At 64.0% G+C, this 16,465-nt stretch carries 7 protein-coding genes; 5 read left to right on the forward strand and 2 right to left on the reverse strand.

The genetic code is table 11. From position 1 onward, the window contains the following. Window positions 1–80 precede the first annotated feature (80 nt). Entirely contained in the window at window positions 81–2,423 is a 2,343-nt protein-coding gene (locus QP166_RS05665) for a GH92 family glycosyl hydrolase (RefSeq protein WP_333917265.1), read from the reverse strand. Window positions 2,424–2,806: 383 nt separating this feature from the next. Between QP166_RS05665 and QP166_RS05670 the strand changes: the two genes are divergently transcribed. The 5 genes from QP166_RS05670 to QP166_RS05690 all read left to right on the forward strand — a co-directional run bounded on the left by QP166_RS05670 (window position 2,807) and on the right by QP166_RS05690 (window position 13,959). Then, window positions 2,807–5,857: a TonB-dependent receptor gene (locus tag QP166_RS05670; protein ID WP_333915030.1), complete on the forward strand. Its 3,051-nt coding sequence runs from the start codon at window positions 2,807–2,809 to the stop codon at window positions 5,855–5,857. A gap of 66 nt (window positions 5,858–5,923) precedes the next feature. Beyond that, on the forward strand, window positions 5,924–6,988 hold the full coding sequence (locus QP166_RS05675) for a glycoside hydrolase family 43 protein (protein WP_333915031.1): 1,065 nt from the start codon (window positions 5,924–5,926) through the stop codon (window positions 6,986–6,988). Window positions 6,989–7,050: 62 nt separating this feature from the next. Next, window positions 7,051–9,339: a GH92 family glycosyl hydrolase gene (locus QP166_RS05680; protein WP_333917266.1), complete on the forward strand. Its 2,289-nt coding sequence runs from the start codon at window positions 7,051–7,053 to the stop codon at window positions 9,337–9,339. 319 nt (window positions 9,340–9,658) lie between these two features. Continuing rightward, window positions 9,659–12,568: a TonB-dependent receptor gene (locus tag QP166_RS05685; RefSeq protein ID WP_333915032.1), complete on the forward strand. Its 2,910-nt coding sequence runs from the start codon at window positions 9,659–9,661 to the stop codon at window positions 12,566–12,568. 362 nt (window positions 12,569–12,930) lie between these two features. Next, window positions 12,931–13,959, forward strand: a complete 1,029-nt coding sequence (locus tag QP166_RS05690) for an extracellular catalytic domain type 1 short-chain-length polyhydroxyalkanoate depolymerase (protein WP_333915033.1) — start codon at window positions 12,931–12,933, stop codon at window positions 13,957–13,959. A gap of 208 nt (window positions 13,960–14,167) precedes the next feature. Here QP166_RS05690 and QP166_RS05695 read toward each other — a convergent pair whose 3' ends face one another. Beyond that, complete coding sequence (locus tag QP166_RS05695; RefSeq protein WP_443027190.1) at window positions 14,168–16,432, reverse strand: PAS domain S-box protein; 2,265 nt, start codon at window positions 16,430–16,432, stop codon at window positions 14,168–14,170. Between the last annotated feature and the right edge of the window lie 33 nt (window positions 16,433–16,465).

The following is a 16,465-nucleotide window of genomic DNA, read 5'->3' on the forward strand; positions in this document are numbered from 1 at the left end:
GACGTGGAGCCGACCCACGTTCGTCATTGCTCCGCTACGCTCGCAATGACGGCTCGGGTTCGACGTTGTGTCATCGCACTCTAGTTATTCGATGAAGCGGCGGTGGCTGGACGAGTTGTCTGCGAGTACGGGCGGCTCGAGACCGACCGACCCCAGCGGGTGTCGGGCTTGTCCGTCATGGTGAACGTCAACGCGCCGCCAGCCCGGATTTCAGAATCTCTGAGGTAAGTGCGGTTGAGCGGCCGGCCGTTCAGCGTGAGCGAACCGATGTACCGATTGGCGTCGGAAAGATTGCGGACTGTTACGGCGAAGGTGCGACCATTCGCCAAGTGCAGCTTCGCTCCGGCAACGAACGGCCGTCCAATCACATATTCGTTGCTTCCGGGCGCAACCGGATAGAAGCCGAGGGCGGTGAAGACGAGCCAGGCCGACATCTGCCCCAGATCGTCGTTGCCGCTGAGCCCTTCCGGCGTCGCCTTGTACTGGCTGGCCACGATCTGCGCGAGCCGCTCCTGCGTCCGCCACGGCGCGCCGGCATAATTGTAGAGATAGGCGACGTGGTGGCTGGGTTCGTTGCCATGAATATACTGGCCGATCAGCCCGGCAATATCCTCGGCATGGCTATAGTCGAGTTTGGAATTGTCGTAATCGAACATCGCGTCGAGCTTCTTGATCGCGCGCGCGTCGCCGCCGAGCAGTCGGAAAAGTCCTGCCTGATCCTGCGGCATGAACCAGCTATATTGCCAGGCATTGCCCTCGGTATAATCAGAGCCGTAGTTGATCGCAGTCGGATCGAACGGCGTGCGGAACGCGCCGTCGCTGCGGCGCGCACGTAGCCAGCCGGTCTTCACGTCGAAGCTGTTACGCCAGAAGGTCGCCCGGCGGTCGAACCGTGCCGCCACGTCGGTGCGCCCCAGCGCCCGCGCCATCTGCGCGATCGTCCAGTCGTCATAGGCATATTCGACGGTCTTCGATGCCGCTTCCGGCTCGCGGTCGATCGGAACATAACCGCGGGTCATGTACTCGCCGAGGCCGCCGTAAGGAGCATAGCTGGCGCTGGCGACCATCGCGTCGAGCGCGGCATGGGCGTCGAAGCCGCGGATGCCTTTCATGTACGCGTCGGCGATCACCGGGACGGCATGATAGCCGATCATCGTCCAGGTCTCGCGTCCGGCAAACTGCCACACGGGCAAGATGCCGTGCGGGCTGAAGCGCTGGCTCGCGAGCAGCGAGTTGACAATATCGCTGGTCGTGCGCTCCGGCTGCACCAACGTCAGCAGCGGGTGTTCGGCACGGAACGTGTCCCACAGCGAAAACGTCGATCGCTGCGTGTAGCCTTCGGCGCGATGAACCTGATCGTCGGGCCCGCGCCAGCGACCATCGGCATCGCTCCACACGCTGGGCGCGATCAGGCTGTGATAAAGCGCGGTGGCGACGATCGTCTTCATCGGCGACGGCGCATCGATCTCGATCGCGCCAAGTGCGTCGCGCCACGCTGCTTGCGTTCGTGTGCGGACGGCGTCGAAGTCGCCCGGTTCGGCGTCCAGATTGGCGACCGCACCGGCCTCGTCTACCCCCGACAAAGCGACCTTCACCTCGAGCGGGCGATCGAGCGCGCCGAAATCGAGCCGTGCTTCCAGTGCCCGGCCGAGCTTCTCGGCGAGCTGGTCGGTGCCCAGTCCCGGCGGCGCAAACCCCTTGTACGTGACATCCTTTTCGCGATCGAGCAGCGCGTGGCCAGTTAACGGCGCGGAGAAGCGCATCGCGAAGAACAACTTGCGCCCCGGTGCCCAGCCGCGCGTCTCGCGAAAGCCGGTCAGCGTGCCGTCGGCGCGCAGGTGCAGCCCCGACCACAGGATCTTGCCGGGATAGTTATAGAGGGAGCTGCGCAGGTCGACGATCAGATGCGCGGCCTGTCCGGCAGGGAATGCATAGCGGTGGACCCCGACGCGCGTGCCCGCGGTCAGCTCGGCGCGCACCTTCGGACTGTCCAGCGTCACCGCATAATAGCCAGGCGTCGCCTGTTCGCTGGCATGCGAGAAGCGTGATCGATAGCCCGGCGCCGCGACGGTGCCCGGATCCATCGCGACCGTCTCGCCGGACGCCGGCATCACCAGAATGTCGCCGAGGTCGGAGTGGCCGGCGCCCGAGAAGTGCGTGTGGCTGAAGCCTTCGATCGTCGGATCATCGTGCCGATAACCCGCTGCATGCGCATAGCATTCACGGATGACGCAGCGGGTGTCGGTGTCGGGCGACAGCTGCACCATGCCGAAGGGGGCGACCGCGCCGGGGAAGGTGTGTCCTTCGCCGCCTGTCCCGATAAGGGGGTCGACTGCGGCGATGGTGTCGGCCACCTGCGCGGCGACTGGCGCCGCGGTGATCACGGCCAACGCCATCGCCGCGGCGCAGGAGGCGAGCGCAATGGCCGTGCTGCGTCGTTGGTCGTTGCCCACATGTCTCTCCCGGCCCGGCACTTGCTCACCTGTCCGTTGCAGGTACCTCAAATACAAGCGGCAATAGCGGTCCTCCACCCCGAAGTCTTTGACGAGCGACGGCGTCGCACCGCCGCCATGCGGCAGCGCAATCGTTAGTCAAACCTGTGTTAAGTGGATCATTTCAAAATGTTTCTCGCGAATTCTATTTGACAAACCATTTTCTTTATTGCGAAACGAGGCGCGTCGCAGGGACGAGACAGGCACGGCTATTCAGTCGTGAACCGACGCCAGCTCACGAGCGTGCAGGTGCCCTCGACAGCACAGGGAGCCGGTTGCGGGCAGATGCCCAGCCGGGACAAGGGAGCGGTCGAATGTCTGATCATCGTGATCGGCCGGGAATGCCCGGGCGGCGTTTGATGGCGTTGCTGTTGGCAAGTGCCGGCTGCAGTATCGCCGCCGCAGCCCATGCGCAGGATACCACGCCGGCTACCGCACCCGCCGTCGCGCCGGACGCTGCCACGCAGGACAGCTCGGTCCCGGACAGCAATGTTGGCACCGCGCAGGATACTGGAGCTGCGCCGGCCGGAGACACAGCGGCAGGCGACATCGTCGTGACGGGCTATCGCCGGTCGATCGAGGAAAGCCTTAGCCGCAAGCGCGAGGCGAATGCCTTCGTCGATGTCATCACTGCCGAGGACATCGGCAAATTCCCCGACAAGAACGTGGCGGATTCGCTCCAGCGCGTGCCGGGTATCATTATCGACCGCGATGGCGGCGAGGGCTCGCGCGTCAGTATTCGCGGTCTGCAATCCGACCTTACGCTGACGCAGCTCAACGGCAATTTCATCGCCTCGGCGGACGACAACGAACCATCGCGCTCGTTCAACTATCTGCTGCTGCCGTCGAACATGATCGGCAGCGTCGACGTGTTCAAATCGCCCGAGGCGCGGCTGGACGAAGGCGGAGTCGGCGGTACGATCATCCTCCACACGCGCCGCCCGCTCGATTTGAAGTCACTCAGCGGCTTCGTTTCGGTCGAGGGTACCTACGCCGACGTGACCGAGAAGGTGCAGCCGCAGATCGGCGGGCAATTGTCGTGGAAGAACCAGGACGAAACGCTCGGCTTCCTCGTCGGTGCGACCTATCAGGAGCGGACGGTACGCGATCACCGCGCCGCGGCGTCGAGCTGGAATTGGTGGACCTACGACCGCGCGAACGAGCCGGCGACCGACGTCAACGGCAATCCCTATGCCAATGACGATGCGATCTCCTATTGGCCGGAGGACAGCGGCGCGACCACGCAGTCGGGGCAGCGTTTCTCGGGCTATTGGGCGCCGCAACAGGTCAGCCAGACCGTCACCGAGCAGAACCGCAAGCGGCTGGGTATCCAGGCAACCGCGCAGATGAAGCCGTTCGACGACTTCACCGTCACGGCCAATTACTTCCGCTTCCAGGTCGACGACAACTATATCAGCAACGGCATCCAGATCCCGGAATGGGGTTATGGCAATTTCTTCTCCGGGGCGACGCTCGACAAGAGCGGCACGATCTTCCAGTCCGCGCAATTCCAGGTGCCCCCCGACGGTACCGGGTGCCGCGTGCAGATCGGCAATCAGCCGCCCTGCACGATGGAAACGCCGCAGATCTACGGCACCTACAGCCGTGAGAAGGCGGTCTCGAACACCTTCGACGTCGAGGGCGCGTTCAAGCGCGATCGCTTCGAGGCGGTGTTCAAGCTCGGCAAGACGCGCGCGACCGGCGGTCCTTCGGCGCGGTTCAGCGTGGCGGCCAAGCCGCGCGTCGTGAACGGCATCGTTGGGATCAACGGCAATCAGTACAGCGCCTGGAATTTCACCGACCAGTCGGCGAACTTCGAATTTTCGCCTGAGCTACAGAACAACATCAACAACGGCCTGACGCAGATCGATCTGGGTTCGACCAATTCATCGTTCAATCGAAGCTCGATCGCGCAACGCTATGCGCAGCTCGATCTCACGCGGCAGTTCGAAACGTTCCTCGACTCAGTGCAGGTCGGCGCGAAGTGGCGCGACGGGCAGGTCAATCGCGCCACCGGTCGGAACGAATGGTATGCCGATCCGGCCACTCAGTTGCGCTACCAGGATACGCCCGGTGCCGCGACCACCCGGCCAGGCTTCTTCTTCGACAAGCCGCTCGGCAATATTGCCGGCGGGTTCAGCGGCAATGCCTTTCCGGCGATCGATTTCCGCAACTACCTGAACTACCTGACCGACACCTATGGCGAGGCGGTGCGCGTCGACGAAACCGGCTTCGTCTATGGCATTGGCGAGCGGATCTGGGCCGGCTACGTCCAGGCCAATTTCAAGGCCGAGCGGTTTCGCGGCAACCTGGGCCTGCGATACGTCAACACGCGGCAGACCGGCGTCACGTCAGACCGGTTGCAGATCCTGAACGATTATTGCGTTAACGCAGAGGGCGGCCCGTTCGTGACGCCGCCGGTCGGCGCCGACGGCAATTGCATCACGCTGCCGCTCGCGCAGCGGGAGACGATCGTGAACACGCAACTCGATCAGACGCGAACGTACAGCGACTGGCTGCCGAGCCTGAACGCATCGTACGACATCACCGACAACCTGCTGCTGCGTGGTGCGGTGGCGCGGGTGATCGCACGGCCGGCGTTCACCAACCTGGGGTCGCAGCGCAACCTGACCTATCGCTCGCCGGAATATGCGTTCGATCGGCGGCAGTTCGGCGAGCGCGAGGGCTGGTCGGGATCGGGTGGCAATGGCGCGCTCAATCCCTTCAAGGCGTGGCAATATGACATCGGCATCGAATGGTATTTCAAGCGCGGGTCGGTGCTGGGCGCGACCGCGTTCCGCAAGGACGTGTCGGACTTCATCGTGCCGCTGGTGCTCGACGTCACGCAGACCGTGAACGGCCAGCCGGAGTTGATCCAGCCGTACAGCACGGTGGCCAACGGTTCGAACGCGCGGTCGCAGGGTGTCGAGCTTTATGCGCAACATACGCTGCCGTTCGGGCTCGGTGCGCAGGTGAACTTCACCTATAACGACACGTCGGTGGCGCAGATCACGCTCGAGGGGCAGAACGTCGGCAGCTCGCCCCTGGTCGGCAGCGCGAAGACGCAGCTCAACGGATCGCTGTTCTACGAAAACGACCGCATGTTGCTGCGCGCCTCGTACAACCGGCGCGGCGAGGTGGTGCGCGGGCTGCAATCCGGGCTGAACGTCTATGACGATCCCTATGAGCAGATCGATCTGAACGCCTCGTACAATCTGTTCGAGAATTTCGTCCTGAGCGCCTCGGTGATCAACCTGACGAAGTCCGAACAGCGCCAGCATCTCGGCAACGACACCGATGCGCGGTTCATCTCGAACGTCTATTCCGGCCGGCGTGCCTATGTCGGCGTCTCGTACAAGTTCTGACACCGGTTATCCTTCCCCCTGGGTGGTCGCGGTGCGGCCACCCACTTTTTCGACAAGGGGCGCTTCATGAAAAGACGTGCGGTAAACCGCCTGGTGAAGGCGGCGTTGGTCACGGGAGCGACGCTGCTGTCGGCAGGTGCGCTTTGGGCCGCCAACCCGATCGTCCCCGGCTGGTATGCCGATCCGGAAATTCGCATCTTCGCCGGCAAATACTGGATCTACCCGACCTATTCGGATGACCCCGCCACCCCGGCCACGCCATCGCGCTTCTCCGCGCAGCAGCGCGAGGATCGCAAGCGCCGGATGGTGCGGCCATCCTATGCCAAGCAGACGTTCTTCGACGCGTTTTCGTCCCCCGATCTGGTGCACTGGACCAAGCACCGGCGCGTGTTCGATGTCGAGAATATCGCCTGGGCATCCTATGCGGTCTGGGCGCCGTCCGCGATCGAGGTGAACGGGCGCTACTATCTGTTCTTCAGCGCCAACGACATCCAGAGCGACAACGAGGCGGGCGGGATCGGCGTCGCGGTCAGCGACACGCCCGGCGGCCCGTTTCGCGATGCGCTCGGCAAGCCGTTGATCGGTGCGTTCCACAATGGTGCGCAGCCGATCGACCCGTTCGTGTTTCGCGACGACGATGGACAGGTCTATCTCTTTTACGGCGGCTGGAAGCATTGCAACGTCGTGCGGCTGTCCGCCGATCTGAAGTCGGTCGAAAGGCACGCCGATGGGACGACGTTCAAGGAGATCACGCCGCCGGGCTATGTCGAGGGATCGTTCGTCATCAAGCGCAAGGGCGTCTATTACCTGATGTGGTCGGAGGGCGGCTGGACCGGGCCGGATTACCGCGTCGCCTACGCGACCGGCGCCTCGCCGATCGGACCGTTCACGAAGCGCGGCACGATCGTCGCGCAGGACATGAAGGTCGCGCGCGGGGCAGGGCATCATTCGGTGGTCAGCGTACCGGGTAGCGATGACTGGTACATCGTCTATCACCGGCGTCCGCTAAACGACGAGAAGGGCGAGCATCGCCAGATCGCGATCGAGCCGATGCGCTTCGCCGCGGATGGATCGATCGTGCCGGTCAAGCTGACAAACTCCGGCGTCACCGCGCCGCGTCCGCTACGCTGAGAGGAAGACCGTTGAGCAGGAAGCTGATGCGCAAGGGGATCGCGGCGCTGTGCGCGGGAACGATGATCGCCACCCCGGCGATGACCTTCGCGCAGGACGTACCGGTGGCGGCGATCGATCTGGTCAATCCGCTGATGGGCACCGACTCCAGCTACGAGCTGTCGTATGGCAACACCTATCCGGCGATCGCGCTGCCGTTCGGGATGAACGCATGGACGCCGGTGACGGGCAAGATGGGCGATGGCTGGGGCTATACCTATAGCGCGCATCGCATGAACGGCATCAAGCAGACCCATCAGCCGAGCCCGTGGATGAACGATTATGCTGCCTTCGCGCTGCTGCCGATGACCGGCGCGCTGAAGGTGAAGGAAGCCGATCGCGCGTCATGGTTCAGCCACAAGGCGGAGGTCAGCACCGCCTATGGCTACAAGGTCTATCTCGCCGACTATGACGTGACTGCCGAAGTAGCCCCGACCGAGCGCGCCGCGCAGTTCCGCTTCACCTTCCCGAAGACCGATCAGGCGCACGTGCTGCTGGACGGATATGCGGGCGGGTCGATGGTGTCGATCGACCCGAAGCGTCGGCGGATCACCGGCTATGTCCGCAACAATCACGGCGGCGTGCCCACCAACTTCCGCAACTGGTTCGTCGCGGAATTCGATCGTGACTTCACGGTGACGCGGACCTTCGACGGCGCGGGCACAGTGACGAACGGCCGCAGCGCCGAGGGCGATCATGTCGGCGCGGTGGTCAGCTTCGCGACGCGCGCGGGCGAGCAGGTGGCGGTGCGCGTCGCATCGTCGTTCATCAGCGCGGAGCAGGCGCAGCGCAACCTCGACCGCGAGATCGGGCGCGACACGTTCGGTGCGACACAGGCCAAGGCGAAGGCGGCATGGACGCGCGAGCTGGACCGGATCCAGATCGACGATCCCGACATCGACAATCGCCGCACCTTCTATTCGGCCCTCTGGCGGATGTTGCAGTTCCCGCGACAATTCCACGAGATTGATGCGCGCGGGCAGCAGGTCCATTACAGCCCGTACGACGGGAAGGTGCACGCCGGGCCGCTCTATACCGACAACGGCTTCTGGGACACGTGGCGCGCGGTCTTCCCCTTCTTCGCGCTGATGTGTCCCGAGCGTGACGGCGAGATCATGCAGGGGCTGGTCAACACCTACAAGGAATCGGGTTGGCTGCCGGAATGGGCGAGCCCCGGGCATCGCAGCGTCATGATCGGATCGAACTCGGCCAATCTGATCGCCGACGCATATCTAAACGGTGTGCGCGGCTTCGACGTCAACAAGCTCTACGAAGCGATGGTCAAGAACGCGACCACGTCGCAGGGCCGCCCGCGCGATGCCAAGGGCAAGGTATTGACCGCGGTCGGGCGCGAGGGCGTCGAGCTGTACAACCAGCTCGGCTACGTTCCCTATGACGTCGGCATCAACGAAAATGCGGCGCGGACGCTCGAATATGCCACCGCCGATTTCTCACTGTCGCGGCTCGCCGCGGCGCTCGGCAAGAGTGATGACGCACGCAAATATGCCGCGCAGGCGCAGAATTACCGCAAGCTGTTCGACGCGCAGAGCGGCTGGATGCGCGGGCGCAACCGCGACGGATCGTGGTCGACGCCGTTCAACCCGTACAAATGGGGCGATGCGTTTACCGAGGGCAATTCGGTTCATTACAGCTGGTCGGTGATGCAGGATGTCGCGGGCCTGATCGACCTGATGGGCGGACGCGACGAGTTCGTCGCCCGGCTGGACTCGGTCTTTTCGACCCAGCCAATCTTCGACGACAGCTACTATGGACAGGTCATCCACGAGATCCGCGAGATGCAGATCGTCGACATGGGGCAATATGCGCACGGCAACCAGCCGATCCAGCACATGATCTATCTGTACGACTGGGCCGGTGCGCCGTGGAGGGCGCAATTCCACGCGCGCGAGGTGATGCGCAAGCTCTACTCCTCGGCGCCCGACGGCTATCCCGGCGACGAGGACAATGGCCAGACTTCGGCCTGGTACGTTTTCTCGGCCTTGGGCTTCTATCCGGTGACGCCGACCGTCGGGCAATATGCGATCGGTAGCCCGCTGTTCCGACGTGCGCGCGTGACGATGCCGGGCGGCAAATTGCTCACGATCGAGGCGCAGAACAACAATCGCGATAACGTCTATATTCAGTCGGTAACGCTGAACGGCTTGGCGCATGACCGGCCGTGGCTGTCGCGCGAGGCGTTGCAGGCCGGTGGCACGCTTCGCTTCGTCATGGGGCCGACCCCGAACAAGGCGTGGGGCGCGCAGCCCGACGCGGCCCCGTTTTCGATGAGTATAGCGAAGCGGGCTCAATGATTTACCATCCGCTGCCGGCCGCGACCGTCAATTCCCGAAAAGCCAGCCGCGGGTGCTCGTTGATTTAGATTAGCGATGAACCAATGTAGGACCCAACCAATAGGCCTGAACTGGCGCGACGCATAATCTCGTGGACGCGTCGCATTGTTGCTGCGTTGCGACTAAACCGTACCGCACGACATATTCACCGCAAAATGGTTGATTAATCCTATCAAAGCCGCTTCGCTTCCAAGCACAGGGAGAGTGGCGCAACGACGTCGCCAGAAATGGTCGACGCTTCTTTCCCGCGTGAGTCTGAGAAAACGCTCGGGAGAGAAATATGAGGTCGTGGTTGATGATGGCGGCGCTTGGCGCCGGATGCTCGCTGCCGACGATGGCGCTGGCACAGGCAGCGGGGTCGACGCCTTACGCGCAGACTCTACCAACGGATCAGGCGCCTGCCGCTGATACCACGTCACCGAGCGCCGAGCCCGCCGACGCGCCGCAAACGCCCTCAACAGTTGCCGGGGAACCCGCGGTGGGCGGCGACATCGTCGTCACCGGCATTCGCGCCAGCCTCAGTTCGTCCGCGCAAGTGAAGCGCGACGCCAACCAGATCGTGGATTCGATCACCGCGGTCGACGTCGGCAAATTCCCCGACGCGAACATCGCTGAGTCGCTTCAACGCATTACCGGCGTCGCGATCGATCGCTCGGGCGGCGAGGGGCAGTTCATCACCGTCCGTGGGCTGGGGCCGGAGTTCAACACCGTGCTGGTCAACGGCCGCGTCATGGCCACCGACAATGCCGGTCGCGAATTTTCCTTCGATGTCCTGTCGTCGAACATGATCCAGCGCACCGACGTCTTCAAGTCGCCGGTGCCCGAGTTGCAGGAAGGCGGGATCGGCGCGACGGTCAACATCGTCACCGCCCGTCCGCTGGAGGGCCGCACCGGCCTCCACGCCGCGGCGCAGATCGGCGGCATCTACGACCGCTCTCGCGAGAAGGTCACGCCCGACCTCGCGGGGACAGTGTCCTATGCCAACCCGGACAAGACGTTCGGCGTGCTGCTCGCCGGCTCCTATACCAAGCGCAAGAGCCAAACCGATCAGATCGCGATCGACGGCTGGATCAACGGCCGCCCCGACATCGTCCAGACGATCGGCGGCGTCCCGACGCTCATTACCGGCAGCGATTCCCGTTATCCGGTGACCGGCAACGCCAACCTGCCGCAAAGCGTCTACTACCAGCGCGCGCAAGAGGAGCGCGAGCGGATCAACGTGTCCGGCGCGCTGCAGTTCAGGCCGACCGACACGTTGGAGATCACCGTCGACGGCATCTACTCGCGCTTCAACATCTCGGGCGTGACGCGCCGGCTCGATAACTTCATGGCCGCGCCGTACTTTGAACCGACATTCGACGGCAACAACACCGCGACCAGCCTGACGATGCTGGGCCGCGACTTCATCGCCGCGAACCCCGGCTTCCTAGCCGCCAACCCCGGGCTGACCAACAACGGCGTCAACGCCAAGGTCGACCACGTCTACAACACGACCAACCGCAAGTCGGACAGCTATCAGGTCGGCGGCAACATCAAGTGGAACCCGACGGATAATGTCGAGCTGCGCTTCGATGCCTCGACGACCGGTGCCAACCGCAATTCGCCCAACGCGTATCTCGTCTATGGCGCGCTGCTGCCCTACAGCTACCAATTCTCGCTCGACGGCGGGAAGGGCGTTCCGGCGATCTCCTACGAGAACAACATCATCAACAACGCCGATCTGATGCGGCTGCACTATATGGGTATCGACGCGAATCGCACGCGCGACCGCGGCTCTGAATATCATTTCGACACCAAATGGACCGTCGACGACTCGATCCTGCGCAACGTCACCTTGGGTGGTTCGTATACGCAGCGGCGCAAGATCAATCGCCAGTTCAACAACAGCGATTCGAACTGCACCTATTGCGGCTATCAGGTGCCGATCGCGTCGGGGCTGCTCAAGCCATATGAATGGGGTGACCTGCTGGGCGGCGGGCAGAACATCCCGCCGTCGCTGTTCGAGGTCGATCCGCAAGCGTTCCTCGCCTATCTCAACGATCCCGCGACGCTTAGCATCCCGTCGAACGGACGGACGCCCGCGCAACAGGCGGCGTTCGCGGCGCAGGTACAGGCACTGCCCGGTGGTCCCTTCGGCGTCCGCGAGCAGTTGCGCGGTACCGTCAACGTGCAGGAGCGGCTGATCGCGGGCTATATCAGCATGCAGTTCGGGGGCGAACGCTGGACCGGTAACGCCGGCGTGCGCGTGATCCGTACGCAGGTGCTGTCGTCCGGGTTCGACACGCCGGTCACCGGCATCGCCAACACGCCGGGTGACGATACGCTGCAATATACCTATGGCCCCGCGACGGCGATCGCGGTGCGCAGCAGCTACGTCAACGCCTTGCCCTCGGCCAATTTGAAGTACAACCTGACCGAGAAGCTAATCGCGCGCGGCGCCTTCTCGCAGACGATCACGCGGCCGACGCTGACCGATCTGGGCGTGAACAACGATTATGGCGGACGCATCGCGGTGCCACTGTCGTCGGGCGGCAATCCGAGCCTGCTGCCGTTCCGCTCCACCAATTACGACCTGTCGCTGGAATGGTATCTGTCGCGTGTCAGCTACATCAGCGTCGGTGGCTTCTACAAGGATCTGTCGGACTTCCTCGAGCTGCAGACGCTGCCGGTCGAACGCTTCGGGCGGATCTATCAGGACACCCGCACGCGCAATGGGCAAAGCGGTAAAATCAAGGGCGTCGAGGTCGGTGGGCAATATTCGTTCGATGCGCTCGGCGGCTTCGTCGGTGGCTTCGGCGTGACCGGCAACTACACCTATGTCGCCAGCAGCGCCGAACGCGATCAGACGCTCCCCGATTTCCAATGCGGCTACAACGGCCTGTCGCCGCACTCGGCGAACGGCAGCGTCTTCTACGAACAATATGGCCTGTCGGCGCGTGTATCCTACAACTGGCGCTCGGATTATCTGCGCAACTGCCGCGACAGCCAGTCTCGCCCCCGCAACCGCTCGTCCTACGGGCAGCTCGACTTCAACGTCTCCTACGATTTCACCCCCAATTTCCAGGTCTATGTTCAGGGCGTGAATGTCACGAACCAGTTCATCGACGAATGGTCGGTGATCAAGGATCGTTATTTGTTGCAGCAGGAAACCGGGGCACGCTACAACTTTGGTGTTCGCGCCAAATTCTAGTGGGCCGACCCCAGCGGCTGGTGTCCACATTTGACGGGAGCGATGATCCGGTCAAGCTAGGCACACCAGACGATGGGCGTGGCGGCGCGGTTTTTCGCGGATCGCGCCGTCCACGAGCTTTTCGTTCAGGCCATCTTCGCGCACGTGATCGTTGAAGCCCTACAACCTCACCCGGCTGGTCGTCGCAGGGTGCCGATGCTCACTAGGCACTCACTTGCAGGATCATCGCAGGCACCCCAGTTATGCTGCAACGCACAATGATCGCGTGCGCGGCAGTCGCATCTCCGGTCTGTTGCTCGATACTGCCCGTAAGGAGCATCGCCATGCGCTCGATTTCCGACACCATCGCTCGGCTAAAGAAAATGTCACCGTCCATCCTGCATGCCGGTGAACCGAACAACAAACTCGCGCCGACGGAAGGTTGCGGCAGCAATCCGGGAGACTTGCGCGCGCTGTTGCACGTGCCACCCGGCCTTGCTGCCAATGCCCCGCTGGTCGTGGTGCTCCATGGGTGCACGCAGACCGCCGCGGCTTACGACCACGGTTCGGGCTGGTCCGAGCTTGCCGATCGGTTCGGCTTCGCCGTGCTGTTCCCCGAACAACAGCGGGCGAATAATCCCAATCTCTGCTTCAACTGGTTTTCGCCCGAGGACGTGCGGCGCGGTAGCGGCGAGGTAGAGTCGATCCGCGAGATGATCGTCGCCACGGTCGAGCGCCACGGGCTCGACCCGGCACGGGTTTTCGTGACCGGCCTATCAGCGGGCGGGGCGATGACTTCGGCGATGTTGGCCTGCTATCCCGAGCTGTTCGCCGGCGGTGCGATCATCGCCGGGCTGCCGTTCGGTGTCGCGCGCGGAGTGCCCGAGGCGCTGGAGCGAATGCGCGGCCGTGGCCATGATCGCGCAACCCTCGGTGAGCGGGTACGGGCCGCGTCGCCGCATCGGGGACCATGGCCCACCGTGTCGGTCTGGCACGGCAGCAGCGACGCCACGGTCGACGCGGTCAACGCCGCGATGATCGTCGACCAATGGCGCGGGCTCCACGGCGTCACCGATCCCGACACGACCGAGCGGGTCGCGGGGCACGTCCACCGAAGCTGGCGCGACGCTGCCGGCCGCGCGGTGATCGAGGAATATGTGGTCGCGGGGATGGGGCACGGCACACCGTTGGCGACCCGTGGCGACGAAGCCTGCGGATCGCCCGGGCCGCACATGCTCGACGCCGGCATATCTTCCACCTACCGCATCGCGGCCGCGTGGGGCATCGTTCCCGCGCTTGCGCCACTCCGAGCGGTAGAGACGCCCATCGCCCCGTTCCCGTCGTCCACGCGCTTCGATCCGGCGGCGACGATCAACGAGGCACTGCGCGGCGCCGGGCTGATCAGGCCCTGAGGCTGAGCATCCGGCATCGCGCCGTTTGCAGCATCAGTGCCGTCCGCCGCCCGAGCCTGGTCGATGATGCTGCCCGCGGTCTCGAAGAGCGACGACCGTTGACTTGACTTGACTTGGCGACGGGCGTGCGGGCCAAGCGGCGAAGGGGAAGGCGCGTAGCCGGCCTGGATGGTGGAACTGGCTTGCCATCCAGTGGGCTTGATCACGATCACCTCAGCACTTCAGTCAGTGCGTCGGCAAGTTCGCTGCTCCGGAATGGCTTCGTGATGCGGGGCACGGCCGGATCGATGCCTTCCGCTTCAGCATAACCCGAGACGATCAATGCCGGCAGATCAGGTCGAATTTCTTTCAGGGCCTTGATCAATTGGGCGCCGGTCATCCCCGGCATGAGGTGATCTGTGACAAGGAGTTCCGGGGCTAGGCCGTCGCGCACCATCTGCAGAGCCGTTTCCCCTAACGCTGCCTCGACCACGTCGTAGCCGAGGTCTGAGAGCATGTGCGCCGTGCTCATGCGCACGAGGTCTTCGTCATCGACCAGCAGGATCAACCCCTTCGCATCGGCGCCCCGTTCAGCGGCGTGGGCGGATCGCTGCTCGGCCTCGGGGAGATCATGACCGACGCGCAACCAGAGCGCGACCGTGGTTCCCACGCCGAGCGCGCTGTCGATCGTCAGCGCGCCTCCCAGTTGCGCCGCGAGCCCGTGGACCATCGACAGGCCTAGCCCCGTGCCCCTGCCGATCCCCTTGGTCGAGAAAAACGGCTCGATCGCGCGTGCGCGCGTCTGCTCGTCCATGCCGGTCCCGGTGTCTCTTACGCTGATCCGTACATAATGGCCACGCGACAGTCCGGGCCGCGCGTCCCTGACCGACTCGCGCGACACCTCGATCGTCAGGTTCCCACCATCGGGCATGGCGTCGCGCGCGTTCACCGCCAGGTTCAGGAGCGCCATCTCCAGCTGGTTGGCATCGGCCTTTGCCACCGGCAGTTCGGAAGCCGCCTGAAATCGTACCGCGATCGTCGGCCCCAGCGTCGACCCGATCAGGTCGAGCATCCCCTCAACGAGTTGCCGCACGTCGACGGCCATTGGCTGAAGCGGCTGGCGGCGGGCGAATGCCAGCAGACGTTGAACGAGCGTCCGGGCCCGCTCGGCCGACTGCAACGCGCCGTCGATCAGCCGTCGCTCCCGCTCCGAGCCGAGACCCTTGCGGTTCAGCAGATCGAGCGATCCGACGATCGGGGTCAGCAGATTGTTGAAATCATGCGCGACCCCGCCGGTCAGGCTGCCCATCGCCTCCATCTTCTGGCTCTGTCGCAAGGCTTCCTGCGCCGCCTGGAGTTCCGCTTCGCGCGTCTTGGCGAGGGTAAGGTCACGGCCGACCGCGATGAAATTGGCGCCATTGGCTTCCGGCGCGACCATCCATTCGATCCATTTCCAATCGCCGTCACGCGTGGCGATCCTGTTCTCGAACCGCGTCGGCTGTCCCGTTTGCGCCATGGCCTCGATTGCGGCGAGCGTGGGCGGCTTGTCGTCGGGGTGCATGAAGGTGGCATACCCGCGCGACAGCAGTTCGTCGCTGCGCCAACCCAGCACCCAGGTCCATGCCGGACTGACCGCCGACATCATCCCTGTGTAATCCGCGCGCGCCAGCATGTCCTGCGACAGGTTCCAAAGGCGGTCCCGCTCGGCCGAGCGGACGGCGACCTGCACCTCGAGCGTCTGGTTCAGTTCCTGAAGGCGCAATTCGGCATTCCGGCGCGCCGTGATGTCGTTGAACAGCACCGCTACACGATGGCTGGCGGGATCGCCGATGCGAAAGGCATGCACGTCCCACCACCGCTTCAACGTGGCAGAGCCTTCCTCCACCCGGCCGGGGACGCCCGTTTTGGCGATCTGCCCGTAGAAGTCGAACCAATGCTGTTCATGGTTGGGCACGATCTCGCGCACCCGGCGACCGGCCGGCTGGAATCCGGCCTGCTGTTCGAACGCGGGGTTCGCTTCGTTGAAGCGATAGTCGACCGGGTGACCCGCGTCGTCGAAGATCATGTCGATGATGCAGAAACCGACCTCGATATTTTCGAACAAGGTGCGGTAGCGCGCCTCGCTGTCCTGCAACGCCACCAGCCGCGCACGCGCGTCATATTGACGGCGTCGTGCCCGCACCGCGGAACGGACGATGCTGATCAGCGTCGTCGGATGGAAGGGGCGCTCGAGGAACGTGACGTTGCCCAATACCTCCAGATGGCGTGCCGCGGCGGGATTACGCTCCAGCCCGCCACCGCGGCTGGTGAGGAGGATGAACGGTAGATCGGACCATTCCTCCTGACCGCCTAGCCATGACGACAGCGCGGACAGGTCGGCAGTCGCGATCGCTTCCTCCGTCACGATGACAAGGGCGGCGCCCTTGTCGAGCTCGGCGACCAGATGAGCCAGGGAGGTGCAGGCAGCGGTCTCGAGATTTGCTTCGGCCAGCATCGCGCCTGCCAGGGACGCGTCGCGACCGCGCGG

It is taken from the genome of Sphingomonas sp. LR60 (assembly GCF_036855935.1).
Lineage (GTDB): Bacteria > Pseudomonadota > Alphaproteobacteria > Sphingomonadales > Sphingomonadaceae > Sphingomonas.